Here is a 23,995-nt window from a genome sequence, read left to right as displayed (position 1 = left end):
TGCGGTCCGTCCTCACGCACTACCTCCGACACCGGCAGGTTTCCCGGATTCCACATGGGCACAGCCGTATACGTCGTTCCGGGTATTCCCGCGGTGTGCCACCGAACCTCTCGGGCCGCGGGCGATGCCGGTGTCACCCCCTACGGGCGTGCCAACCCAAACGTCTTCAGCTGCTCCCAGATCCACGGGTAGAAGCGGTCGTACGTTGAACAGTCCCAGACGTGTCCACGACGTCCGTCGTGGTGCCCACCGACGGTTCCCGTCTCGGCCACCGCACCCGCTCGGGCAGGGACGCGCGCGTCGGCCGGAAGAGCAGCCGCGTTCGCGGAACCCCCGGCGACGAGGAGGGCGCCTCCGGCGAATGCCAGTGCGGCGGCGGCGGTCGCTGTACGCCGTACGAGCTTGTTCTTGGTGCGCAAAACAATCACTCCCTGGTTTCCGGAGAGTAGAAACTGCTAACGCGGCCAGTTTCGATCAGGAAGGTGCGTAGTGCATCGCATGATCTAGTGATTGACTGCTGCCCAGCTGGAGCCATGCTGCAGGTATGTATTGTGGGCTTGAGTCGAGACCTGGTAGTCACATGAATCGCTAGATTGTGCGATGTTCTCAGTTCCTTTCCGGTCCACTCTGTCCAGAGAGTTGACATCGCTCGAGTCTTCTTGACTCGGCGGTCGTCTGCAGAAGAAAAGTGGCACGCGAAACCAGATCGGGGTCGGGGGCGTGGAGGGCCGGGATGTCCAGGCGCAGTAGCAAAATCGAGTTCGTAGGCTCGCAGGGCGTCCCGCTCGTGGCACGCCTGGACCTGCCGGAGGGGACGCCTTGGGCGTACGCCGTATTCGCCCCCTGCTTCACATGCGGCAAGGACTGGTTGGCAGCCGCTCGGATCTGCCGGGAGTTGGCCGAACGCGGAATCGCGGTCCTCAGTGTGGACTTCACCGGCATCGGCGAGTCCGGGGGTGACTTCGCCGACAGTACGTTCAGTTCCGATGTGGACGATCTCGTGCGTGCCGCCGACCACCTGCGTGAGCACTTCACGGCTCCGTCGATCCTCATCGGGCATTCGCTGGGCGGTGCGGCCGTGCTGGCCGCCGCACACCGGATACCCGAGACGGCGGCGGTGGCCACGATCGCTGCGCCTGCGGACCCGGAGCACGTCGTGAGCACTTTCGGTGGCAGGCGGGACGAGATCGAGCGGCACGGGGAGGCCGAGGTGAGTCTCGGAGGTCGCGTGTTCCACATCCGTCGGGAATTCCTCGACGACATCGCCGCGCAGCCTCAGGCCGAGCGCATCCGCCGGCTGCGTCACGCGCTCCTGGTGCTGCACTCGCCGATCGACGAGACGGTGGGTGTGGAGAACGCCCAGCAGATCCTCGAGGCGGCACGGCACCCCAAGTCCTTCGTAGCGATCGACGGTGCCGACCATCTGCTCACCGATCGTGCCGACGCCTGCTATGTCGCGACGATACTGGCCGCATGGGCCGGGCGTTATGCCCGCGATTCGGTCCAGGCCGGGCCGGCGTGACGAAATTCGCACACGCCGAGCTGATAGGACTTCCGTCCGGCGAATGTGCCGCATATCGCATCATTGAAACTTTGTGACGCGGCTGGGGCAGGAGTAGGTTTCGCAGGTGATTAGAATTTCAGCGATCGCATTTATCGGAGCCCTGGCAGCTACATTCGGAGCCTTCGCGTCGACCGTGTCTCCCTGGTGGTGGCCGGCCGCCTTGCTGTGCGCGGCGTTGGCGGGTGTGGGTGCCTATGATCTCCTCCAAAAGCGCCACTCGGTACTGCGCAACTACCCTGTGCTGGGACATGTGCGCTTCATGCTGGAGTCGATCCGGCCGGAGTTGCAGCAGTATTTCATCGAGCGCAATTACGACGGCCGTCCCTACGACCGGGATGTGCGCAGTCTCGTCTATCAGCGCGCCAAGGGCCTGGAGGCGGAGCAACCGTTCGGGACCGAACGGAACGTCTATGCCGAAGGCTACGAGTACTTCGAGTCGTCGATGAGGCCACGCCCGGTGCCGTCGGAGCAGCCGAGGGTCCGCATCGGCGGTCCAGACTGCACCAAGCCCTACGACATGGCGTTGTTCAATGTCTCGGCGATGAGTTTCGGCTCGCTGTCCGCCAACGCCATCCTCGCCCTGAACCGGGGCGCCGCCCTCGGGGGATTCGCTCACGACACCGGTGAGGGCGGCCTGTCGGAATACCATCTGCGTCACGGTGGCGACCTGGTGTGGGAGATCGGCACCGGATACTTCGGCTGCCGCACCGCGGACGGCCGTTTCGACCGGGCGCGGTTCGCGGACAAGGCCGCTCACGACAGCGTGAAGTGCGTGTCCCTGAAGCTGTCCCAGGGAGCAAAGCCCGGCATCGGAGGAGTGCTGCCCGGGGAGAAGGTCACCGCCGAGATAGCCCGGGTACGCGACGTCCCCGAAGGTCGGACCGTCATCTCACCCCCGTACCACGAGGTTTTCAGTACCCCACGGGAACTGATCCGGTTCATCGCCGAGATGCGCGAGCTGTCCGGGGGCAAGCCGGTCGGCTTCAAGCTCTGTGTGGGCTCCCGGCGCGAGTTCCTGGCGGTGTGCAAGGCCATGATCGAGGAGGGCACCGCGCCCGATTTCATCATCGTCGACGGAGCGGAGGGCGGCACCGGAGCCGCCCCGCTGGAGTTCGCCGACCATCTGGGTAGCCCCCTCACCGAGGGCCTCATCACGGTCCACAACGCTCTGGTCGGCGCCGGCCTGCGGGACCGGATCAGGATCGGCGCCGGCGGCAAGGTGGCCACCGGAGCCGACATCGTCAAGCGCATGGTGCAGGGCGCCGACTTCACCAACGCGGCTCGCGCCATGATGTTCGCGATCGGCTGCATCCAGGCGCAGAGCTGCCACACCAACACCTGCCCCGCCGGAGTCGCCACACAAGACCCGCGCCGCGCCCGCGCGTTGCACGTCGACGACAAGTCGGTCCGGGTCCAGCGCTTCCAGTCCGCCACGGTGAACAGCTCCCTGAAGATCATCGCCTCGCTGGGCGTGAACGGACCGGCCGAGCTGCGCCCGCACATGCTGCGCCGGCGCGTGGATCCGGTCACGGTCCGCTCCTACGCGGAGCTCTATGAATGGCTGGACCCGGGGCAGTTGCTGATCGAGCCGCCGGAGTCCTGGGCTGTGGACTGGAAGGCCGCCGATCCTGATCGTTTCGCCGCTTGACTGGTCTTGCCGCGGTGAGCGGGCGGGGTGCGCCATCGACGCCGGCACCCCGCCGCTCTTCGCCGTGTCCAAGTCGCAGCCCGTGCACGGCCCGCGCATCGACCACGTCCTCGCCCAGGCCCCGCCCGAGGCATGGCAGCATCTGTCGGCGGGTGCGGGAGCCAAGGGCGAACGGTTCTACGACTGGGCAGCCGCCCGCTTGCCCGCAGCGTGGGAGTTCGACGGCGACGAGCCGACCCGGCAGCGGCGGATGCCGGCCCGCCGCAGCATGAGCAAGTCCGACGAAATCGCGTACTACCTCGCCTGCGTCCCGCTGGCGGCCACTGTCGTAGGAGTACGAGGTCCGCCGCTACATGGGACGGTGCCGGCACATCACGCTCACCATGCTCGCCCACGCGTTCCTCGCGGTGATGGCCGTCCAGAAGTGAGAAAATGGGGTGACCCGGCCGACGCACCCGACCTCGGGGACCTCACACCAGCTGAAATCCGTCGTCTTGCTGGCAACTGAAGCCCGCCACCCTCCTGCATGCCGCGACCACGCGGTGAACTGGTCCGGATGGCGGCGTCGCCACCAAGTACGCGCTCGCCGCTGTCACTAAGCGCTGTCCCGTAAATGGATCACGGTCCTGCTTGCTGACCTGCCTGCTCTCGGTTCAGCCGATGACGGTGAGGTTGTGGAGGCGGGCGATGCCGAGCATGGCGTGATGGACGCCGTCGCCTTTCAAGCGGCAGTCGCGGAGGATCTTCCAGCTCTTCATCCGGGCGAAGGTGTGCTCGACGCGAGCCCTGACCTTGCGATGCGAGGCATTGTGTTCCTCTTTCCAGGCCGGGAGTTCGGCCTGGCCGGGGTCACGGCGGTGAGGGATGATCAGGCCAGTGCCCCGGTAGCCGCCGTCAGCGATCACAGTGGTTCGGCCGATGGCGTTCTTTGCTCCGGATAGCTCCCATGCCTTGCAGTCGTTGCGGTTCCCCGGGACTGGCCGGCCGACGGCGACGACCGGGCGGGTGTCGGCGTCGATGACGACCTGGTGGTTGGTGGAGTACCTGTAGTTCTTCGACTGCTCGGCGATCGTGTGGTCACGGGTGGGGACCAGGGTGCCGTCGACGATCAGCACAGTGTCCCTCCGGAAACCTCTTGCGAGGCTGCAGGGCGAGCGATGGCCCGAGGTGGGCGATGATCCGGTCCGCGGCCGACTTGGAGACCCCGAACGGCGGGGCGGGCTGCCGCAGGGTGAGGTTCGTTCGCCAGTACGCGGCCACCAGCAAGAGTCTCTCCTCCAGCGGCAGGCCTCAGGGGCGACCTTTCCGTACTGGGTCGGTGCCCTCCCGCCGCAACGCGGTCACGAGCTTGCCGAACTGTCGCGGGCTCAGCCCGGGTAAACGGAGCTATCCAGGAGTTCCGACGCTGTGATCACACCAGCCACGGCGAGATCGTCTCAACTCATTCGAGAACGATCAGTTGGTCGCGCGGCAGGAGCGGAGGGACGGCGGGGACCTCGACGGCGTTCTCGATGTCCTCGGGGCTCATCCTGAATTCTTCGGGGTAATGGTCGCGCCGGGTGCGGCGCGCCGGTTCGCTGGTGCGCCACGTGTACAGGCACCGCTGGCACTGGAGCACGTCCCACACGCCCGGGACGGGTGAGGTGAAGAGCGTCTCGACACTCTCGTGGACGCAACGGGGGCAAGTCGGGGAGGTGTCCATGGCACAGGTCCTTGCGAAGTGGGGGGTCGGGTGGGGTCAGCGGGCGGCAGCTAGCCGTTGCAGCCTGGTGAGCCATTCACCGGTCTCGGGCAGGTCACGCACCCGGGAACTGCGGTCACCTCGCCGTTCGGGTTCGACGGGGGTGGTGGCGTCAATGATCAGCTTGTCGACAATGCCCGGCGTGTCGGCCTGTGGGGCCAGCGGCACCACCGACATGGCGGGGAGCCGGATAAGGTCGTGGGCCGGGTTCATCTTGGTGGACAGCGCCCACATCACCTGGGTCAGGTTGAAGGGGTCGACGTCCTCGTCGACGACGATGACGGTGGCCGCGTAGCCCAGGCCGTGCGACGTGCTCAGCACCCGTGTGCCGACCGCCTTGGCGAAGCCGCCGTAACGTTTCTTCGTGGAGACGATGACGACGAGTCCGTGCGTGTACATGGCGTTGACTGCCTGCACATCCGGGAAGTCTTTCTTCAGCTCCTGATGGATCGGCACACAGGTGTTGGCGGCCATCAAGTAGTCGATCTCGGTCCACGGCATGCCGAGATACAGATGCTCGAACACAGGGTCGGTGCGGTAGGAGATCCGGTCGATGCGGATCACAGGCATGGAGCGTCCGCCGGAGTAGTGACCTGTGAACTCGCCGAACGGACCCTCGATCTCCCTTGTGCGTCCCTCGACGACACCCTCGATGACGACTTCGCTGCCCCACGGCACGGGCAGCCCGGTCAGTGGAGCCTTCGCGATCGGCGCCGGCGCACCGCGCAGTGCCCCGGCCAGCTCGTACTCGTTCTCGTCGTACGCCATAGGAGTCGCGGCGACGATGGAGATGACGGGATCGTTGCCGAGCGCGATGGCGACGGGCAAGTCCTCGCCCCGCTCCTCGGCCTTGCGCAGGTGGAGGGCGATGTCGTGCACCGGCGCCGGCTGCAGGGCGAGCCTGCGCTTGCCCTTGACCTCGATACGGTAGATGCCGACGTTCTGTTTGCCAGTGTTGTCCGGGTCCTCCGGGTCCTTGGAGACGACGGCGGCCTTGTCGATGTAGAAGCCGCCGTCGCCGTCGTTGAGGCGGAACAGCGGGAGCACCTGAAAGACGTCGACGTCACCGCCCTCAACGGCATTCGCCGCCCAGAGGGGTTCCGCGCGCCACTCGGGCTGCACGGGGAAGTTTTCCCAACGGCGGATGAACTCGGCCACCTGCTCCTTGGTCCCCGTCTCCTTGGGGAGACCGAGCGCCAGGGCGTGGTTCGCCCACGAGCCGTGCACGTTCATCGCGATGCGGGCGTCGGTGAAGCCCCGGACGTTGTCGAAGTACAGCGCGGGGGCCGCATCTCCCATACGCGGTGCCGCGTTCGCCGCGGCGGCGATGTCCGGCTCGGGCATCACCTCGTCGGTGACGCGCAGAAGTTGGCCCTCCTTGTCGAGGACATGGAGAAAGCTGCGAAGGTCGTCGTAAGCCATGAGGAAGTGGAACTCCTTGGTACGTGGTGACGCGGCCGGTCAGACGGCGGGCTCGAGCCCGCGTGCGGCGCGCATGCCCGCCCATCGCTCGGCGGCGGGCGCGGGCAGGTCGAACTGGTCGAGGACGCGGGCGGTGACGTGGTCGACGATGTCGTCGACGGATCGCGGGTGGTTGTAGAAGGCGGGCATGGGCGGCACCATCGCCGCCCCCATGCGCGTCAGCGCCAGCATGTTCTCCAGATGGATCTCGCTCAGCGGCGTCTCCCGCGGCACCAGGACGAGCTTGCGCCGTTCCTTCAGGACGACGTCGGCGGCCCTGCCGATCAGCCCGTCCGCGAAGCCCGCCCTGATTCCCGCCAGGGTCTTCATGGAGCACGGTGCGATGATCATGCCGTCGGTCCTGAAGGAGCCCGACGAGATGGTGGCGCCCTGGTCCCCGGGTGCGTGCACCTCGTCGGCGAGCTCGCCGACCTCGCGGACGGAGAGCCTGGTCTCCAGCTCAATGGTGGCGCGCGCCCAGCGGCTGAGCACCAGGTGCGTCTCCACCTGCGGTAGCTGGCTCAGACACTCCAGCAGACGGATGCCGAACACCGCACCCGTCGCGCCTGTCATGCCCACGATCAATCGCACGTCGTATCCCTTTCTCTGGCGCACGGCAGGGAAGACGGCAAGCCACGGACTCTTTCGGTCACCCGCGCTTCCGTGCGTTCACCACGCTAGGTACGGATTGCAGCCACAGCGCAGTACGCTGGGGACACGCTATGAGCAAAAACGGTCAACCTGATGTCACGGACATCCCGTACCAGTCGTCCGTGGGAGCTCCACCGGGGATCGAGGTCCTCGACTTCCCCGGGCTGGCCGCGCGTGCCGCGAGTCACAACATCGACCCGTACTCCCCGTCGAGGGCGGCTTTCCACGAGGTGCTCACCGTGCGGACCGGCTCTTTGCGCTATTCGCTGGACTTCACCGAGCACCAGTTGCACGAGGGCCATTGGCTGTGGGCCCGCCCCCGGCAGATCCACCAGTACCGTTCCGACCTCACGGCCGCCGAGGGCGTCGTCATCCTCTTCCAGCCCGGCTTCCTCGGCGCGGCCACCGCACAGGCCGCCGACGCGGACCGGCCCCCGCCGCGGGGCCTGCTCGTTCCGGACTTCGCCGCTCATGACCGGCTGCAGCGAGTCCTCGAACTGTTGGAGAGGGAGTACCGCGAGCTCGCCGGCCTCCCCCTGGACGTGCACATCCAGGTGCTCGGGCACCTGCTCGCCACCCTCGTCCTGCACCTCGCCCACCTGCAGGGCTCCCAAGGCGGCGGCCAGCTCGGCAATGACGTGTTCCACCGCTTCCGCGATGCGGTGGAACGCGACTACGCCCGGAGCCACCGCGTGGAGGACTACGCCAGGGAGCTCCGTTACAGCGCCCGCACCCTCACCCGGGCCACACGCGCCGCCACCGGGTCCGGCGCCAAGCGCTTTATCGACGACCGCGTCCTGCTGGAGGCGAAACGCCTGCTGGTCCACACCGATCTGTCCGCCGCCGCCATCGGCGAACGACTCGGGTTCCCAAGTTCCACGGTCTTCACGAAGTTCTTCCGGCACCGCGTCGGCCGGACACCGACCGTCTTCCGCGCCTCCGAACTGGGCACCTGGACCTGACTGACCAGACGCCGACGATGCCCTTGGCGCGTGCAGATCTTCAACTCGCCTGTTGGATGTTGATTCACTGATCGTCTCAGAATGAGTTGAGCGCGAGATCGTCTCACCTTGATCATGCTCCGGGCCCGCAGCCTCTGGCGGGACACACCTCGGTCGCCCGGACAGGTTCGGCGTGAGAGCCTCGCGCCCGTGGCTACTGAAACCGAGGTGGGAGAGCTGTTGCACCAGTGCGGCTGGCGGACGGCATTCACAGTCGCTGAAAGGGTGAACACATGGGCCGCCCTGGTGAGCGTCATCGAGCGCGGCTACGGCGAGGACGTCTACGAGTACACCAACGACCTCTACTGCCGAGACTGGCTGCACGAGGCGTGGCTCCTGCTGGACGAACACATCGTCCAGCTCTGGACCCCGCAGATCAAAGCTCTGGACGACCGGTACAAGGCCGCGACCATCGACGACGACGGCCAAGCACTCGACCAGTTCCACATGCTGCCCGGCCCCGACCTGTGGTGGTGGTGGCGACACCCCCGCATCCTCACCGGAGACCTCGGGCGTTCGCTTCGCTCGGCCGGTGCCATCGGCGCCGACCCTGACGCAGCATGACCCTCAGCCTCGTGGGATTACGGGACAACGCTTAGATGCGGCGCGGACACACGTTGGTGGGACAGCCTGTCCAAGACCGTCCCACCCATGCCAAACCCTCGCTACGCTCCCCAGCTCTGACTGACTCACCGCTACTACACCATGACCGGTTTGGCGCTGCCATGCTGGGCCGTGGCGGACGACGTCCAGCGGGAATCCTCCGCGAGCTCAAAGTTCCATCTGCCGATGGAGTCACAGTGCAGGCACCGTATTTCGGTCCATGCCTGGTCAAGAATGAGGTGCTTGCGTCGTCCACGTTCGGCGGGTGTCTCCGCCCGTTCGGCGGCGATCCGCCGAGCCTGTTGCTGGTCCCTGGCGTTGTCGACCAGGTAGAAGCACCGAATTATACGATCGGGGGCAATGCAGTAGCGGAATCCGATCAACCAGATGACGGTGTCAGTCATTGTCGGCTCATCACCTTCAACGAGGGGATAGGGGAATGACATTTTCTGTCAGTGACTCTCCTGGCCGACTGCCAGCCACGGCGGCTTTTGGCGCTGCCGGTTGCTCGGGCTGTGATGCTGGGGCGGGGAGTTCGCGTTGACGGACACCCAGGGTCAGTTGACGTGTCCAAGCTCCGTGAGCTGGTCCCAGACCCAGGGGTAGAAGCGGTCGAAGCGGTCGTAGGCGTAGCGGCCGCAGTGCCCGTCCCAGGGGTTCCCGTGGTGGCGGTAGCCCTCACTCCTGACTCCGACGTACCCGCCGTTGTTCCAGCCGGTGGCTCCCGTCCCCGCAACCACACCTGATTGGGCGGGGGTGGGCGTGTCCGCCGAAAAAGCGGCCGCACTCGCGGAACCGCCGGCAGCGAAGAGAGCACCTGTGGCGACTGCAAGAGACGCAGTCACAATCCCGATGCGATGTGCGAGCTTTTCCATGGTCATTTCTCCTTGTTTTATCGATCGCTAACAGGAATCACTATGGATCGGAAAAGAGTGAGGAACATCGCACGATCGAGTGATTGGTCGGCGTGCGACCCGCCGCCCTTCTTCAGGGCGTCCCTTTCGGGCTCGACCGCAGAAAGATCGACTCAGGGCGATCCCTGTGCGCGTCGTCGAGTATCTCCTCGCCATCGCACGGTCACCAGTAAGGAGGAGTTACTCGCGACAGGGGAGGGAACGGTCGGACCGATCACCAGATCATGTGATGCGCCTCAGTTCCTTGCCGTGCCATTCTGACCAGGCAGAAAACCAGTAGCCCCATTCCCCTCGCCCGCGCGGATGTCGGGTGTGTCCGGCAGGTCATGCGGGCCTGCAGTGCGGGCGACGGCGGGCTCGCTGTCCGGGCCGTCAAGGACTCCGAGTCGCCGGTAGGAACCGAGCCCTCCGCACGAAGGAACGGCCGCAGATGAGCGATCAGACGAAAGTGATGGTCCTGGGAGTGATCGCACTCGTCCTCGGTGTCAGCCTTGTTCTCGTACTGCAGCATGCCTGCACGCACTGATGGACATGGCTCCCGAGTGAAGTTCCCCGTGATCGTGGACAGCGGATGGTTACGCTGCAGGGGCGAGGTCTTGTGCCGTCAGGGCCCTGGTCTCGACCGGGGTGACGTATCCGTAGACGCGATGCTTCCCCAGGCGGGTGCGGTTGTACTCGACCTTGATGAAGCGGAAGACATCGGCGCGAGCTGCCTCGTGGGATGCCCAGATCGTGGTGCCGATCTCCGCCTTCAGCAGCCCGAAAAAGCTCTCAGCTGCGGCGTTATCGTAGCATGAGCCCGTTCTTCCCATGCTCTGCCGAATACCCAACTCCCTTATGAGAGTGCGGTATTCGTGTGAGGTGTATTCCGAACCGCGATCCGAGTGCGCGATGCCCGGCCCTCAGCCCGCCTCGGCCGGCGGCCATCCTCAGCGCGTCGACGACGAGCCCGGCCCGATGGCGGTCAGCCATCGCATAGCCGACGACCTCGCGAGTCGCCAGGTCGATCACCGTGGCGAGATACCACCAGCCGGCCAGCGTGGGCAGGTAGGTGATGTCGGAGACCAGTTTCGTGCCGGGCTCGGCGGCGGTGAAGTCACGCCCGACCAGGTCCGGCGACGCGGACGCCTTCCTGTCCGACCGGGTCAGGCCACGGCGCCGGCGGCGGGTGATCCCGCTGATGCCACGCTCGCGCATCAACCGCTCGACCTTCTTCCGGTGGATCCGCCGCCCCTTCCTGCGTAGCGCCGCCGTGATCCTCGGGGCGCCGTATGCGCGGCGGGACGCAGTGTGGATATGCCGGATCTGGGCAACCAGTTCGTCCTCCCGGCGGGCGCGTTCCTCGGCCATGGGCCGGGCGGCGAGGTAAGCGTAGTAGCCCGAACGGGACACGCCCAGCACCTTGCACATCAGGGTGACACTGTGACCACCGGGGTTGTTCTCGGTGGCCTTCTCCGCGTCGATGAACGCGTAGCGCGCGGCTACCTCGTCGACTCCCTCGCGAAGAAGGCCGCGGCTTTTTTCAGGACCTCGATGGTCTGCTGCTGTTCCCGGTTCTCCCGTCGCAGGCGGCGCAGTTCTTCTTTCTCGTCGCTGGTCAGCGCGCCCTTCGGGCCCTGGCCCCGGTCGGCTTTGTCCTGGTTCACCCAGTTCCGCAGTTCCTCCGGGCTCACGCCGATCTCCCGGGCAACCTCGGTCACCGTCTTCACCGACGAATGGACCAGCGCGACCGCGTCCCGCTTGAACTCGGCCGTGTACCGCTTGCTCATGTTGCTCAAGCGATGGTTTCGGCCGCATCCTCCGGCCGTGCGATGGCGCCGGGGGCCACCGCCACGCGGGGGCGGCGGCTTCCCGGGAAACCAAGATCGTCGCGGTGTGCATCGAGCAGGGCGCATCAACCACGTCGGCCCCGGCCGGCGCCATCCGTGTGGTCTCAAGATCCGTGTCTCGCGTGTCCGAGGTCGAGGCGTTGAGTGCCCGCGCGGACTGATGTCCCGTTGCGCCGGTCATGCAGGGTGAAGTCGGCCCGAACGGCCACCCCGGACTGCAGCAGCTTCTGGTGGACGAGGGGGTCTCGGCCTGGGTGCGAGACGACGACGCTGATGTATCCCTCGGGCAGACCGGTCACGGCGTACTCGCCCCGTGCGTTCGTCGTGGTCCGCACCAACTGCCGGCCGCCGGTGTCCATGACGGTCACCGCGGCATGGCGGACGGGCTGCTGTTCGCCGTCGCGGACGGTGCCCTCCAGCATCGGCAACGGCTCGCCGAAGTGGTGCGGGTGGACCGGCAGCGCGGTCGGTGTGGGCGCCTCCAGGGACGGGTCCTCCACCGGCGGTTCGGGAATGTCCTCCGGCTCGCCCTCCGCTCCCCGTCGTACGGCCATGCGGTGGTGCCGCCACGCGTCCAGGCCCAGTAGCGCCATCCCCGCGGTGATCCACCCGCACAGCACGAGAACCGGCTTCAGCACCCCGGCACCGTCGAAGTACAGCACTCCTCTCAGGGCGTCGACCGCGTTGCCCAGCGGCATGACGGCGTGCAGGGCTTGGAAGAACCCCGGCAGCAGCTGGACGGGGACCAGGCCGCTGGAGGGAACGCTCAGTACGACGTACAGGCCCAGACCCGCCAGGGGGAAGAAGTGCTTGACGAAGGGCGCCATGCCGAGGGAGAACGTGGCCACGGCCGTGGTGAGCAGGAAGGCGATCGCCAGGGCTGTGGGGTCGTTGGGGAAGAAGCCCAGTCCCGTGCCGACGAGGAAGCCCACCGCGCTGAAGAGGCCAGCGACGCCCGCGATCGTGATCAGCTTCTTGCGCCGGTTGAAGGTCACCGCCCGCAGCAGGGTGGTGGCGAGTATGTAGCCGGGGACGTTCCAGGCGATCCCGAAGTAGACCAGGGTCGCGCCGGACCCGTCCTTGCTGATGGTGGGGGCTACGTCCGTGACGGTGAGCTTCTGGTGGTTGTGCGCCGCGAGCTGGGTGAAGCCCTTGGTCAGCGCCTGATCGAGGGACGCGCCGTTGGCCCCGGCCACGTACAGCACGGCATGTCTGCCCTTGGTGGCGAAGCCGGCCACGGCGTCCCGGTCCAGCACCGCCCGGCGGGCTCCCCGGGCATCTGCCACGGCGGTGACGTCGAACCCGCCGGGACGCTGCACCTGCAGAGCGGTGTCGACCTTGCGTTCCACCGCGAGATCAGCGACCACGAGCTTGGCATGGTGGGGCTGGGGCTGGTGAAAGGCCATGGGGAAGCAGAAGAGCAGGCCGAGGAAGAGCACTGCCGGGATCGTGAGGGTCTCGACGAGGACTCTGGCCACGGATATGCCCCGGGGACGCTCGATCCGGTGCTTCACAGGACCACCCCTTGGCCGTCATGGCGACCCAGGTCGCAGAGCCCGCGGGGCACACGGCCGACCGGATGCCCGGTCACCCCGTGGCCGCCTCTCCGGTACCGGTGGTCCTTCACTGTTCGCGGTCCAACCAGTTTCACGGCGCCCCTCTCGGCTGTGCCGCGCCTGACCGTCGCCATGGCGCCACTCTATTAACGTACCGATCGGCACATCTACGTCTTCCTGGACCTTACGCGTACCGGTCGGTACAGTCAAAGCGTGCCTCGCCCCGTCAACGCCGAGAAGCGCGCCGAGCTGCTGAAGCAGGTGGTGCACCACCTCCAGCACCACGGCGTCGCGCAGATGTCGCTGAGTCCGCTCGCCGAGTCGATCGGCACCACCAAGCGGATGCTGCTGTACTACTTCGGCAGCCGGGAGAACCTACTGGCCCAGGCACTGGCCGCCAGCCGTCCCGACGCGCACGCGATGTTCGACGACGTCCGCGACAGCGCGGGACTGCGCGAGGCGGCCCAAACCCTGTGGGAAGCGATGACCGTCGGGGAGCAGTCCGGGCCGGTCCGCATGCTGCTACAGCTGCTCAGCCTGGCCGCCACCGATCCCGAGCAGTACGGCGACATCGCGGCCGAGACCGTCGAGGTCATGATCGGCCCCATCGCCGCGGCCTACGTCCGCCTGGGTCACCCGCCACAGCAGGCGCGGACAGCGGCCACACTCCTCGTCTCCGGCCTGCGCGGTCTGTGCCAGGACCGCTTGGTGACCCATGACGTCGCCCGCACCGACGCGGCCGCTCACCGCCTCATCAGGGACGCAGTCGCGGCGGCCGACTGAGCCTGCGCCCCCGACCACTTCGGGGTCTCGGTATCACCGTTCCTAAACAGTGTCCAGGAGTGGCATCTGATGCCACGTCCCGGAACTGCGCGCATCCCGAACGGTGTTGGATGGGCTGGTCTCCCGCGTTCGCTGAGTCCCCGTCCGGCGACGTGCATCGTGTGCACGCTCCGTGACGGGTGGGCGGGATTCCTTGCGCCCTCGGGCACCCGATCCGGCCTGGGCGGTCCGATGCCCACGACGATCGCTCTGGTCGTCGTGGGGCGGTGCCGTCCGTCGCCGGATCGGGTGCCCGAGGGCGCGTCGCCCGATCGCGACGCCAGCGGCATCGTGTCGGGTCATCTTTCGCTTGTTGCTGGTGAGGGGCCTGCGCCAGTGCTCATCGCCCCATACCGACGTGTACGCCGGATCGACGGCGACGATCGACATGTCCTGCTCTGCGGCCATGGAAACCAGTCGGGCCTTGAGTTTGCCGGTCGGGATGTTGGAGATGAGCTGACGGAACCGCTTCTTACGGCCGTGCTTCTCGCGGGTCTTCTCGGCGGTGAAGTCCAGGTTCTCGATGGCGATCGCCGCGACACCGCAGCGCTTGGCCCAGTGCAACAACTGGCTGATGGCGTGCCGGATCTGGGCGTCTCGATGGTTGGCGGTGCCGGTGAGGTCGTGGAAGAACCGGCGCGGGTCGCCGACGGGGTTGCCGTGGACGTCGAGCTGGTAGGCGGCGAAGTGGTCGGCGTTGGTGTCCACGCCGACCATGCCAGCGGCACGCGCCATCTCCAACGGGATCGTTTTGACCACCGGCCGGGTCCACGACGCGGTGAGGTACCAGCGGTCGCGGGCCACGTCCAGGTGGATGCGGTATGCCACGGCCCGGTTCACTTCGATGCGGTCGCGCCACTCGGTGCCCCGGAATGCAAAGGCGGCCTTTGAGGACAGGACGTACCGGCCGTGCCGGGCGTTCGCCAGGTGAGCGAGAGGGGCAGGAAGCTTGATCGACACTTCGCCGTCAGGGGTGACGCGGATGGTCTCGTTGCCGAAGCGCTTCCCGGACTCGCCGTCGGCTTGGAGGAACCAGCGCGAAGCTTCCCACCGCTGACGGGCATAGGCGCGGACAGAGGGACCATCCCCGGGGGTGCGGGGAGCAGCATGACACAGCGGCCGTCGGTGGATTCGACGAGGGGGCCATCCCGGGGGCGCGGGGAGCAGCGCTGGTTCCGGGAAGGTGAGCGCGAGCGATGGGGACCATCCCCGCGGGTGCGGGGAGCAGTACTTGTCCGGCCGGTACTCCTCGACGGAGTGGGGACCATCCCCGCGGGCGCGGGGACGGTCCCAGCATCGGGGCGCTTGGCGCGTACCAGGTGATCTGCTCCCCGCACCCGCGGGGATGGTCCTCGGGTCGGCATCTTGCCTGTCCAGGCCTCCCGCTGCTCCCCGCACCCGCGGGATGGTCCGACCAGGCCAAGGTTCTGGTGAACCAGATGGGGCTGCTCCCCGCACCCGCGGGGATGGTCCCAAGCCGGAGATGCGCTTCCAGGTCGCCCCGGGCTGCTCCCCGCACCCGCGGGGATGGTCCCCCAGCCAGCCACCGCACCGTCGACTTCGACGACCGAGGCGGCAGAGATCATCCAGTTCGCGGACCTGCTGCTGCGGCAGGTCGAGCGGGCCAAACGGCATCGGCGGGGCAAGCGTGTAGAGGGCGCACACGGTGCGGGGTCTGCGCAGCCGTCGGCCCTCCCGTGGGGAGGCGGGGAGGGACGGCGCGGCGCGCCCAGGTGAACAGCACACGGACGGGGCCATGGGGCGGGGGTCTCCGCCTGGGGGAGGAAGAGGATCACCGCGGCCTCAGGATGGTACTGGATTCGGCCAGGGAACAGGGTTGTGACTGGAATCGGTCGCATGGCGGGGCCGGGCGTGGCGTTCGGCCCAGGCCGGTGGGGGAGCCATGCTGTCTTGAGGTCGCCCCGCCATCCGGGCGCCGTCTGTGGTAGGCCGCCAGCTACGCCGACGGTGCGCTGTGACTGAGCGCTTCAGTTGGCCAGTTGAGGACGGTAGCTGGTCAGTTTGGTGCTCATCCGGCCGTCGATGTGGTCAGCCTTCTGCGTGATCCCGGTCTGAGCCGGGACACCTGTCCGACGTCTGTTCAGCGGGAGGCGAAGCCGTCGCGGCGGCGCAGCACCGCGGTCGAGTTCACGGCGTGGGTCACCGCTTCGCGCGCGCGGCAGCCGGCGGGCCGCTCGTAGGGCCGCCGTGCTGAGCAGCAACGCCTTGGTGGGGATGCAGGCCCAATAGGAGCATTCACCACCAACGAGGCCCTGCTCGATCATGGCCGCGCTGAGCCCGGCGTGGGCCACTCGGTCGGCGGCGTTCTTCCCGGCCAATGACGATGACGGCCAACACGCTGTCGACACTGATGGGGTGGTCGGTCATGTCAGTTGCTCCCACCGGTGCTCCGGCTGGCGTTGTGTCCGAGGCGCAGCGCAGAGACGAGGAAGAAGATGCCGCCGAGCAGGGCGTAGCCGGCCAGATTGCTGAGCGAGGAGTGAGGGGCAGCGGCCTGCCGGAGGAACGAGATCCCGGCGAGCGCGGAGATGCTGCCGCTGGCGATCATCGCCCACTGGCCTCCGAGGTCGCGTCGCCGCAGAGCGACGATGAGCTGGACGAGGCCCGCTACGACGGCCCAGACCCCCCACACGCGCAGGACCCCCGGAATGCCGGAGGTGACCGCGAAGACCAGTCCGACGGCGGCGAACACACTGATGGCGATGTTGACGTAGAGACCAAGAGCGGACCGGCTCGCTCGGGAGGAGCGGGCATCGACGACGGCGGCGCCCACGTCGAAGAGCGGGTAGATCACGAGCAGGGTCGCGCTCACCGGCCCGATGCTCGATGCGGTCAAGAAGAGCACGACGGCCCAGATCAGAGCGAACCCGAAACGAACGAGGTAGAGCCGACGGAGCGCTGACGCGACGGTGGCAGGGGCAGGGGCAGGGGCAGGGGCAGTAGTCGTGGTCATGACTGTTCCTTTCCAAAAGAAAGCCGTTGGATCCGGTGTCTGCTGACGTGGAGCGGGCACCGGCATGGCCGCCGGACTCTTGGTAGAAAGACCGTTCTCTCTTGCAGTGTGGAGCCTGACACGACTCCTCGGCGATTGCAAGACCGATCGTTCTTTCTGCTACGGTGGGGTCATGGCCACCCGGACACGTACCGCGCCCGACAACCCGAACGGCAGCTCATCGGGAGAGCCGGTCCGCTCCGAGGCGCGAGAGCGGCTGCTGTCCACGGCCAGCGGGCTGTTCTACCGCGAAGGCATCAGGGCGGTCGGGGTCGAGCGGATCCTCGCCGAGGCCCCGGCCACGCGGGCGACGTTCTACCGGCACTTCCCCTCGAAAGAAGACCTCGTGGTCGCCTACCTTCGCGGCGTCGACACCGACACGCGGGCCGGCGTACAGGCCGCCATCGAGGCCGCACCGTCCCCGGCCGACGCACTGCGCGCGATCGGGACCACCGTCGCCGACAGCCTGGCCTCGCCGGAGTTCCGCGGCTGCGCGTTCCTCAAGGCCGCCGCCGAGTACCCCGACCCCGAAGACCGGGTGCACCAGGTGATCCTCGATCACCGAGCCTGGTACACGACCACGCTCACCGAACTCTTCGCGCAGGTCTTCGGGAACTCACCGCGTCGCGGCAAACCAGAACACGCCGCCCGGCACTTCGTCATGATGCGCGACGGCGCCATGAGCGGCGCCCACCTCGACGGCGTCGACAGCGTCGGCGCCGCGTTCCGCCGCGGCGTCGAGGGCCTGCTCACCGTCCTTCACTGAGCACCCACACAGCATCGGGCCACGAAGCAACACACAGCGACTTCGCCGCTGGGGCTGGTAGTCGCCCCATTCCGGGGCGCATCGGCATCGTGATGTCCCGCAACGAAACGCGCGGTCGAACACATCAACAGCCGGATGAGCACCAACGTGGCCAACTACCGCGCTCAACTGGCCAACTGAAGTTCTCAGTCACATGCGTCGAAGACCTGATCCCCACCATGTCTACCGGCGGTAGAATCAGCTCTATGAGCAAGCCGACGAGCATCAAAACCAGCGAGGAAGTGCGCGATCGGCTGCGCATCCTCGCGGAGGAGCGCGGTACTACTATCACGGAGCTGCTGGAGGACCTCGCCACCCGGGAGCTCACGGCTGCCGAACGGGAGCAGCGCGCCCGGGAGGCCGCCCGCGAGCTCGGCATCGAGTACACCGATCAGGTCCAGCAGGCCGGCCAGGACGCCTGGGCGAAGATCCGCGCCCATCAGGGCGGCGCCGCCGCATGAACTTGACGGCCGTCCTGGACCACACCGCTCTGGCCGCGCTGTTCCGTGCGGATCCCTTCTTCACCGGCCTCTATATCGAGGCCTCGCGTGGTACGGGCCGGGTCATGATCCCGTCGCTGTCCATGCTGGCCGCCGAACGGCAGGTCACCGGTGCGGGCAGGCACGCGGCGTCCCTGCGGTTCGCGGAGAATGTGCCGTTCACCGCGGCGCACGCGGTGGATGCGATGGAGTGGACAAACGTCGACTGGCCGGTGGCGCATGCGGCGGCGATCGCCTGGCAGGCGGTGAAGGCGGGGGAACCACTCACTGTCCTGTCGCTGGAACCCGACCTGTACGCGGGCACCGGCATCACTCCCTTGAACCCGGCATGACCTTCGAGCCGGCGAGCCCGCAGCGCCGGCCACCGACGGTTGTCAGGATGGCGGATATGGAGAACGCCACGGCGACGTATGACGGGCTGCTACGGGACCTGTAGACGGTTGCTGACGCCGTGCTCTCCGACGGTGCTCAAGTGTTCACTGTGCGTCACATCGCGCGCTACGATCCCTCTGCCGTAAGAGGTCGCGCGGATAGGCGCGGTCGGGGGGCCCCGCAACAGAACGGGCACAAGTCCTGGTGATCATGGAGTTGCGACGCTCTGTGATCACTGAGGAGACCTGTGCCCGCGCTGCCGTCATGGCTCACCGAACCGCTCTGGGACCTTCGTGGCTCTGCTGCCCAGTCGGCTGGAGTTCCATCCGGACCATCCGCTTGGCTGCCACCGTCGGCGCATCAGCGACCGGATCGTCTTCGACAAGATGGTGCAGCTGCTGCGTTTCGGCTGTTCTTACGAGGCGATCGCCGACACGACCTGCTCGGCCACCACGATCCGAAGCCGCCGCGACGAGTGGATACGGCTGGGCGTCTTCGCCCGGCTCAAGCAGATCGCACTGGACGCCTACGACCGGATCGTCGGTCTCGTCCTCGACCAGATCACCGTTGACGGCTCCATCACCAAGGCGCCCGGAGGCGGCGAAGTGGCCGGGCGTTCCCCGATCGACTGCGGCAAACAGGGCCTGAAACGCTCAGGCATGACGGACGGATACGGCATCCCGCTGGGCCGTGTCCTGGCCGGAGCCAACCGGCACGACTCCCCGCTGCTCGCCCCGACCCTGGACCGCCTGGACGGCCTCGGCCCGTTACCCGACGACATCACCGTGCACCTGGACGCCGGCTACGACTCGGACAAAACCCGCACTCTCCTCAACGAACGTGGCCTCCACAGCCGCATCGCGCACAAAGGCGAGAAGGCGCCCATCCAGGCCAGTCAGCGTTGGCACGTCGAACGCACCCACGCCTGGCAGAACGCCTTCTCCCGACTCGCCCGCTGCTACGAACGGCGTACCACCGTCATCGACGCATTCTTCGACCTTGCCGACACCATCATCACCGTGCGTAGCCTGATCCGACGGGCATGGACGACTCACCGCTGGGACTCCCGTCCCCGACGCCGCTCATGACTGATCACCAGGGCGCGGGCGTTCCGTCCCAGGAGAAGAAGCCACCAGTGGGGCCGTCGTCCGGCAGCAGGGCCAGGCGGAGGGCACCCTGCGCGGCCTCGGCCGGGTCGCCGCCGGCAGCGGCGGCCAGGGGGTTGAGATCGGTGGCCCGCAGGCCGGGGGCGAGCGCGTTGACCTTGAAGCCGTCCTCGGCCAGCGTTTGGGCGTAGAGGACGGTGAGGGCGTTGAGGGCGGCCTTGGACGACCGGTAGGCCGCGGCGCCGCCGCTTCCCGGGGTGAACTGGGGGTTGGGGGTGGTGCTCCAGGTCATCGACGCGGTGCCACTGGAGATGTTGACTATGCGCGGGCGCGGGGACCGGCGCAGGGCGGGCAGGAAGGCATTGGTCACCGCCACTACCCCGAACACATTGGTCTCGTATGTGTGCCGGTATTCCTCGACGCCGGTGTCGTTCGGCGGGGCGAGTGACGGCGAGATGCCGGCGTTGTTGACCAGCACGTCCAAGCGGTCCATCTGAGCCGCGGCCTGCGCGATGCCGTCGGGATCTGTCACGTCGAGGACCAGCAGACGGGCCCCGGCTCCGATCTCCTCGACGGCCCTCTGCCCGCGCCCGGGGTCACGGGAGCCCACGTACACGGTGAGGCCCTCGGCGGCGAGCAGCCGGGCGATATGCTTGCCGATGCCCTTGTTGGCACCGGTGACCAAAGCTGTGCGATCGTTCATGGCAACCACGCTTCCCTGGTCGTGGGCGCCCTGCCAGGGACAACCTGTACCAGGCAGTGGGAGGAGGCGACATGGCGCGGCAGGAGCTGGCCCACTACCTGCGGGAGCGCCGGGCGGCCCTGCGTCCGCACGAGATCGGCCTGGCGGCGACGGGCACCGACCGCCGCACACCGGGTCTGCGCCGCGAAGAGGTGGCGGAGCTCGCCCACATGTCGGTCGACTACTACACGCGGCTGGAGCAGGCCCGGGGGCCGCGGCCATCGGCCCGGATTCTGGACGCGTTGTCACAGGCGCTGCGGCTCATGCCGGCCGAGCGCAGTCATCTGTTCCGCCTGGCGGGTTTGAGCGCGCCGCCCGGCATCAGCGCCGTGCGGCGGGTGCGCCCGCACGTGGCCCGGATGCTGGAGCGGCTGCCGGAGACCGGTGCCATCGTCACTGACGCTGCGTACGACGTCGTCACCTGGAACCCCCTGGCCCGGGCACTGCTCGGCGCCGATCTCGGAGGCGGGACGACGAACCTGGCCCGACGCCGCTTCCTGGGCCAGGGGCGGATGTACGAGAGCTCCAGCGGCGAGGAATTCGGGCACATCGTGGTGGCGCGGCTGCGCCGGGCCGCCGACCGCTACCCGCATGACCCGCAGTTGGCCGCGCTGCTGGCCGAACTGCACGCTGGCAGTGAGGAGTTCCGGCAGATCTGGGAGGCGCGTCCGGTCCACGCTCCAGGGCATCGCACCAAGATCCTCCAGCATCCGGAGGCCGGTGCCCTGCGGTTGAACTGCGACGTCCTGCTCGTACCCGAGGATGACCAGGAAGTCGTCCTGATGACGGCCGACCCCGGATCACCTGCCGTGCGGGCCCTGCGCAGGCTGGCCACGCAGGCGACATGACACGAAGGATGCGCACAGGTCTCGACAGCGGTCACAGAGCGTCGCAACTCAAAATTCGCTGCGGCCTGTGCCCACCTTGATCGCGAGGCTTTTCACGGCGGGCTCTAAGAGGTTGTTCTCTTTCCGAACCCCGTGTGCGGATTCCGCTGGTCAGACATGGGATTGGGGCGGTCACGGAAGCATCAACTCGTTGCTGATTGAGTCGCCGTGGGGGTGTCGGATGCCGTCAATGCGGGCGGTTTTGGAAGCGCGGCGGAAGGCCGCGATGGTGCGGGTGGAGGAACTCGAAGCTGAACTCGACCGGGTGCGGGCGGACTTGACTGACGCCGAAGAGATCCTCAGACGCCGGGTGATCGGGCTCGAGCAGTATCTGGAGGCACTGGCCGAGGAGCAAGCACCTGCCCTGGCGGTCGGCGGTCCGTCGCAGAGGAAGCCGGTAGGCCCGCGCCGTGCGGTGCCGCATCGGGAGAACGCGGCCGGGGTCGAAGACCTGTCGGTGGACTACCAGGCGGTGATGGCCGCTGCGGCGGAGGCCGGAGACGATGGGCTGGGCGCCCGGCGGGCGGCCGTGGTGCTCGGCTGGGACAGCGCCTCCGCCTCGCGGGTCGAGGGGGCGAGAGCACGGTTGAAGAGGCTGGTGGAACGGGGCTGGCTGGTGGAGACGAAGCCCGGAAGGTTCACCCTGCCGACAGGGCAGCAGGCCGATGAGGTCGTGCGGCCAGGCGGCGGTTCATGAGTGCGATCATCGACCATCGAATGACGGCTTCGCTCGTGTCGGTGCGTCGCTCGTAGTCCCGGACCAGGCGCCGGCTGCGCAGGAGCCAGGCGAAGGATCTTTCGACGACCCAGCGGCGGGGCAGGACCTGAAAGCCGCCGGCATAGTCGCTGCGGCGGACGATGTCGAGGACGACTCCGAGGTGCTGAGCAGTCCAGTCGGTGAGGTGGCCGGTGTATCCGCCGTCGGCCCAGATGCGGGCAAGTCGCCGGAAGTGATTCTTTGCTGCGGGCAAAAGGGTGCGGGCGGCGTCCCGGTCGGTCGTGCAGGCCGGTGTGACCAGCACGGCCAGAAGCAGTCCGAGGGTGTCGGTGAGCAGGTGGCGCTTGCGGCCGTTGATCTTCTTCCCGGCGTCGTATCCCCGTGAAGCGAGGTGGACGGTGGCGTCCGCCTTCACCGACTGCGAGTCCACGACCGCCGCACTCGGCTCGTCATTGCGGCCCTCAGCCAGGCGGACGGCCTCGCGCAACCGCTCGTGCAGCTCGGTCACCAGCCCCGCGTCCCGCCAGCGGGCGAAGAAAGCGTAGACCCGCGGCCAAGGCGGGAAGTCGGACGGCATCGCCCGCCACTTGATGCCGTTGTCGACGAGGTAGCGCACCGCGTCGATCATCTGCCGGTGGCAGTAGCCCTCCGGCCGGCCGCCGCGGCCCGCCAGCCATCCAGGAACCGGCAGCAGATTCCTCACCACAGCCCACTCCGCGTCGCTCATGTCCGAGCCGTAGCGGGGCCGGCGATCTGGCCGGTCGCAGGCGTTCCCGAACCTGTGGGCGAGGCAGTCACACGCAGGAGTGGAGGAACTGGACCGGGCAACCGCGACCACGCGACACTTCGACAACGGGGCCTCTTGATTCTCGCTGGACTCGACAACCGCGAGCTACCAAGAGGCCCCTCTTCCATGCCCCGGCATCGGCCGACTCACTCGATCCAGGACGCTGTTCGAACCCAGCCGACCACGCAAACGGATAGAGAACAGGCAGTGAGGCGCAGGACCTACTCCCAGCGACCGATGAACCCCTCAGCTTTTGACTCGGGTCGATCAACTTCGGTGCTCAGAGCGGCCAGCGAAGGTGCTCGGTCACACTTGTCTACGGGTCGTCTCAGCCACGCTGTTGGGGCGCGTCGACGACCAGGTGTCCCGCGACGGACGATACCGGAGCCCTCAGCTTGGGAAGCTGCGACCATTTGTGGCTCGAACGGACTCTGAACTGAGCAAACAGCAGTGGTGTGTCCCCGTCGGGCTTGGTTGCTTTTACTGTGATTCCCCGCTGTTCCCCGCTCGTACTGGTGCGCTTGTGGTGCGGTCGTTGAGACAAGGCGCTGAGTCAGTGCTCGCGGCGGCCACACTCAGATGGGTAGAGGGTAGAACCCGGAACAGGCTCGGACGGTGCCTGCCCGAGTCCGAGGCACGCGCCGCCCGACGTATCGGCGGTCAGCGCGTTGATCCGGACGTGCTGTACCGGTTGTTCGAGTGGGGTGTGCAGTTCGGCTTCGACCGGCGTCTGGAACGGTGCGCCTTCAAGGACGGCGATGGCGATCAGAGTGCTGTCGGCCTGGAGCTCCGCCTCCTCGATGGTCAGCCGCCAGTGGAGCTCTGCCTCTGCCAGGAGTTGCTTGCCGTGGACTCCATAAGCGAGAAGAGCACTGCGACGACCGCGGATGTGCCGGGCTATGGCGCAGCGGAGCGGGACGTTGGCGCCATAGGGAGTGTCCACCCGGTTGTGGCCGGCGGTCGGGAAGTAGTCCAGCGCGTTGAACAGAAGCCCCAGGGCTGCGTCCTTGATGCGCGACCGCTGGCCGTGCTCGACGAGGTCCAGCAAGATCGGGGTGGCAGTGTAGGCCGCTGGGAACACCATGGCGGCATGGCAGCAGACGAAGCCGCCACCGGCGAGAAGCGATGCCGCGTCGCCGGTCTCGTTGGCGGTGGTGGACACGGTCAGCAGCCGTAGTGCTTGTGCGACGCGCTCTGGATCGTCGCACCGATGCCAGGTCGGGTTGGGTATCGCCGACCAGTCCACAGCGTCTATGGCGTCAAGGGACACGTCTG

At 67.5% G+C, this 23,995-nt stretch carries 26 protein-coding genes and 3 pseudogenes; 12 read left to right on the top strand and 17 right to left on the bottom strand.

Going from position 1 to position 23,995, the window contains the following annotated elements:
- Window positions 1-140: 140 nt before the first annotated feature.
- Entirely contained in the window at window positions 141-419 is a 279-nt protein-coding gene (locus ACZ7L1_RS32450) for a hypothetical protein (RefSeq protein WP_471442282.1), read from the bottom strand.
- A gap of 314 nt (window positions 420-733) precedes the next feature.
- Here ACZ7L1_RS32450 and ACZ7L1_RS32445 point away from each other — a divergent pair, with 314 nt between their 5' ends.
- From ACZ7L1_RS32445 to ACZ7L1_RS32435, 3 genes and pseudogenes are all read left to right on the top strand, one after another.
- Window positions 734-1,522, top strand: coding sequence for an alpha/beta hydrolase family protein (locus ACZ7L1_RS32445; RefSeq protein ID WP_471442280.1), 789 nt, complete (start codon window positions 734-736; stop codon window positions 1,520-1,522).
- Window positions 1,523-1,637: 115 nt separating this feature from the next.
- Entirely contained in the window at window positions 1,638-3,212 is a 1,575-nt protein-coding gene (locus ACZ7L1_RS32440) for an FMN-binding glutamate synthase family protein (protein WP_471442324.1), read from the top strand.
- A gap of 37 nt (window positions 3,213-3,249) precedes the next feature.
- A pseudogene (locus ACZ7L1_RS32435) lies at window positions 3,250-3,758 on the top strand (IS701 family transposase); the annotation flags it as partial.
- A gap of 107 nt (window positions 3,759-3,865) precedes the next feature.
- On the opposite strand, the pseudogene ACZ7L1_RS32430 reads toward ACZ7L1_RS32435, so the two are convergent.
- The 4 genes and pseudogenes from ACZ7L1_RS32430 to ACZ7L1_RS32415 form a co-directional block, all read right to left on the bottom strand.
- Window positions 3,866-4,636: pseudogene (locus ACZ7L1_RS32430) on the bottom strand (transposase).
- 17 nt (window positions 4,637-4,653) lie between these two features.
- Window positions 4,654-4,914 (bottom strand): non-oxidative hydroxyarylic acid decarboxylases subunit D, encoded by a 261-nt coding sequence (locus ACZ7L1_RS32425; protein WP_471442278.1) that lies wholly within the window; start codon window positions 4,912-4,914, stop codon window positions 4,654-4,656.
- A 36-nt stretch (window positions 4,915-4,950) separates the two neighbouring features.
- A complete protein-coding gene (locus tag ACZ7L1_RS32420) occupies window positions 4,951-6,375 on the bottom strand; it encodes a non-oxidative hydroxyarylic acid decarboxylases subunit C (protein ID WP_471442276.1) in 1,425 nt (474 codons plus the stop codon).
- A gap of 39 nt (window positions 6,376-6,414) precedes the next feature.
- Complete coding sequence (locus ACZ7L1_RS32415) at window positions 6,415-7,005, bottom strand: non-oxidative hydroxyarylic acid decarboxylases subunit B (protein WP_471442274.1); 591 nt, start codon at window positions 7,003-7,005, stop codon at window positions 6,415-6,417.
- A 182-nt stretch (window positions 7,006-7,187) separates the two neighbouring features.
- Between ACZ7L1_RS32415 and ACZ7L1_RS32410 the strand changes: the two genes are divergently transcribed.
- Both ACZ7L1_RS32410 and ACZ7L1_RS32405 read left to right on the top strand, forming a co-directional pair.
- Window positions 7,188-8,027, top strand: a complete 840-nt coding sequence (locus tag ACZ7L1_RS32410; RefSeq protein ID WP_471442272.1) for a helix-turn-helix transcriptional regulator — start codon at window positions 7,188-7,190, stop codon at window positions 8,025-8,027.
- Window positions 8,028-8,216: 189 nt separating this feature from the next.
- A complete protein-coding gene (locus tag ACZ7L1_RS32405) occupies window positions 8,217-8,630 on the top strand; it encodes a hypothetical protein (RefSeq protein WP_471442270.1) in 414 nt (137 codons plus the stop codon).
- A 134-nt stretch (window positions 8,631-8,764) separates the two neighbouring features.
- Here the strand turns inward: ACZ7L1_RS32405 and ACZ7L1_RS32400 are convergent, their stop codons facing one another.
- The 6 genes from ACZ7L1_RS32400 to ACZ7L1_RS32375 all read right to left on the bottom strand — a co-directional run bounded on the left by ACZ7L1_RS32400 (window position 8,765) and on the right by ACZ7L1_RS32375 (window position 12,926).
- Window positions 8,765-9,073: a hypothetical protein gene (locus tag ACZ7L1_RS32400; RefSeq protein WP_471442268.1), complete on the bottom strand. Its 309-nt coding sequence runs from the start codon at window positions 9,071-9,073 to the stop codon at window positions 8,765-8,767.
- A gap of 153 nt (window positions 9,074-9,226) precedes the next feature.
- Window positions 9,227-9,544 carry a hypothetical protein gene (locus ACZ7L1_RS32395; protein ID WP_471442266.1) on the bottom strand — a complete coding sequence of 106 codons (318 nt, stop codon included), beginning with the start codon at window positions 9,542-9,544 and terminating at the stop codon, window positions 9,227-9,229.
- Window positions 9,545-10,158: 614 nt separating this feature from the next.
- The gene (locus tag ACZ7L1_RS32390) at window positions 10,159-10,476 is read right to left on the bottom strand and encodes an integrase core domain-containing protein (RefSeq protein ID WP_471442322.1); all 318 of its coding nucleotides are present in this window, start codon (window positions 10,474-10,476) and stop codon (window positions 10,159-10,161) included.
- Window positions 10,367-11,047: an IS3 family transposase gene (locus tag ACZ7L1_RS32385; RefSeq protein WP_471442320.1), complete on the bottom strand. Its 681-nt coding sequence runs from the start codon at window positions 11,045-11,047 to the stop codon at window positions 10,367-10,369. The genes ACZ7L1_RS32390 and ACZ7L1_RS32385 overlap by 110 nt, the downstream gene beginning before the upstream one ends.
- 17 nt (window positions 11,048-11,064) lie before the next feature.
- A complete protein-coding gene (locus tag ACZ7L1_RS32380; protein ID WP_471442264.1) occupies window positions 11,065-11,352 on the bottom strand; it encodes a transposase in 288 nt (95 codons plus the stop codon).
- A gap of 164 nt (window positions 11,353-11,516) precedes the next feature.
- Window positions 11,517-12,926, bottom strand: a complete 1,410-nt coding sequence (locus ACZ7L1_RS32375; protein WP_471442262.1) for a carboxypeptidase regulatory-like domain-containing protein — start codon at window positions 12,924-12,926, stop codon at window positions 11,517-11,519.
- 255 nt (window positions 12,927-13,181) lie between these two features.
- Here ACZ7L1_RS32375 and ACZ7L1_RS32370 point away from each other — a divergent pair, with 255 nt between their 5' ends.
- On the top strand, window positions 13,182-13,751 hold the full coding sequence (locus ACZ7L1_RS32370) for a TetR/AcrR family transcriptional regulator (RefSeq protein WP_471442260.1): 570 nt from the start codon (window positions 13,182-13,184) through the stop codon (window positions 13,749-13,751).
- A gap of 42 nt (window positions 13,752-13,793) precedes the next feature.
- Here the strand turns inward: ACZ7L1_RS32370 and ACZ7L1_RS32365 are convergent, their stop codons facing one another.
- The 3 genes from ACZ7L1_RS32365 to ACZ7L1_RS32355 all read right to left on the bottom strand — a co-directional run bounded on the left by ACZ7L1_RS32365 (window position 13,794) and on the right by ACZ7L1_RS32355 (window position 16,764).
- The gene (locus ACZ7L1_RS32365) at window positions 13,794-14,594 is read right to left on the bottom strand and encodes a nuclease/transposase family protein (RefSeq protein ID WP_471442258.1); all 801 of its coding nucleotides are present in this window, start codon (window positions 14,592-14,594) and stop codon (window positions 13,794-13,796) included.
- Between the two features lie 1,184 nt (window positions 14,595-15,778).
- On the bottom strand, window positions 15,779-16,075 hold the full coding sequence (locus ACZ7L1_RS32360; protein ID WP_471442256.1) for a hypothetical protein: 297 nt from the start codon (window positions 16,073-16,075) through the stop codon (window positions 15,779-15,781).
- 104 nt (window positions 16,076-16,179) lie between these two features.
- Window positions 16,180-16,764, bottom strand: a complete 585-nt coding sequence (locus tag ACZ7L1_RS32355) for a hypothetical protein (protein ID WP_471442254.1) — start codon at window positions 16,762-16,764, stop codon at window positions 16,180-16,182.
- A 172-nt stretch (window positions 16,765-16,936) separates the two neighbouring features.
- Here ACZ7L1_RS32355 and ACZ7L1_RS32350 point away from each other — a divergent pair, with 172 nt between their 5' ends.
- The 4 genes and pseudogenes from ACZ7L1_RS32350 (at window position 16,937) to ACZ7L1_RS32335 (ending at window position 19,568) form a co-directional block, all read left to right on the top strand.
- Window positions 16,937-17,569 carry a TetR/AcrR family transcriptional regulator gene (locus ACZ7L1_RS32350; protein WP_471442252.1) on the top strand — a complete coding sequence of 211 codons (633 nt, stop codon included), beginning with the start codon at window positions 16,937-16,939 and terminating at the stop codon, window positions 17,567-17,569.
- Between the two features lie 245 nt (window positions 17,570-17,814).
- Window positions 17,815-18,069 (top strand): hypothetical protein, encoded by a 255-nt coding sequence (locus ACZ7L1_RS32345; protein WP_471442250.1) that lies wholly within the window; start codon window positions 17,815-17,817, stop codon window positions 18,067-18,069.
- Window positions 18,066-18,440, top strand: coding sequence for a PIN domain-containing protein (locus ACZ7L1_RS32340; RefSeq protein ID WP_471442248.1), 375 nt, complete (start codon window positions 18,066-18,068; stop codon window positions 18,438-18,440). The genes ACZ7L1_RS32345 and ACZ7L1_RS32340 overlap by 4 nt, the downstream gene beginning before the upstream one ends.
- Window positions 18,441-18,727: 287 nt before the next feature.
- A pseudogene (locus ACZ7L1_RS32335) lies at window positions 18,728-19,568 on the top strand (IS5 family transposase).
- 4 nt (window positions 19,569-19,572) lie between these two features.
- Here ACZ7L1_RS32335 and ACZ7L1_RS32330 read toward each other — a convergent pair.
- A complete protein-coding gene (locus ACZ7L1_RS32330) occupies window positions 19,573-20,289 on the bottom strand; it encodes an SDR family oxidoreductase (RefSeq protein ID WP_471442246.1) in 717 nt (238 codons plus the stop codon).
- A gap of 71 nt (window positions 20,290-20,360) precedes the next feature.
- Between ACZ7L1_RS32330 and ACZ7L1_RS32325 the strand changes: the two genes are divergently transcribed.
- Together ACZ7L1_RS32325 and ACZ7L1_RS32320 are read left to right on the top strand one after the other, a co-directional pair.
- Complete coding sequence (locus ACZ7L1_RS32325) at window positions 20,361-21,176, top strand: helix-turn-helix transcriptional regulator (protein ID WP_471442244.1); 816 nt, start codon at window positions 20,361-20,363, stop codon at window positions 21,174-21,176.
- A gap of 229 nt (window positions 21,177-21,405) precedes the next feature.
- Window positions 21,406-21,912, top strand: coding sequence for a hypothetical protein (locus ACZ7L1_RS32320; RefSeq protein ID WP_471442318.1), 507 nt, complete (start codon window positions 21,406-21,408; stop codon window positions 21,910-21,912).
- Here ACZ7L1_RS32320 and ACZ7L1_RS32315 read toward each other — a convergent pair.
- Together ACZ7L1_RS32315 and ACZ7L1_RS32310 are read right to left on the bottom strand one after the other, a co-directional pair.
- Window positions 21,854-22,660, bottom strand: coding sequence for an IS5 family transposase (locus ACZ7L1_RS32315; RefSeq protein WP_471442243.1), 807 nt, complete (start codon window positions 22,658-22,660; stop codon window positions 21,854-21,856). The genes ACZ7L1_RS32320 and ACZ7L1_RS32315 overlap by 59 nt on opposite strands.
- 613 nt (window positions 22,661-23,273) lie before the next feature.
- Complete coding sequence (locus ACZ7L1_RS32310; RefSeq protein ID WP_471442241.1) at window positions 23,274-23,990, bottom strand: hypothetical protein; 717 nt, start codon at window positions 23,988-23,990, stop codon at window positions 23,274-23,276.
- Window positions 23,991-23,995 lie beyond the last annotated feature (5 nt).

Source organism: Streptomyces sp. NPDC107546 (assembly GCF_055639175.1).
The sequence above is the reverse complement of the archived record's forward strand: the minus strand, read 5'-3'. Positions and strand labels throughout refer to the sequence as shown.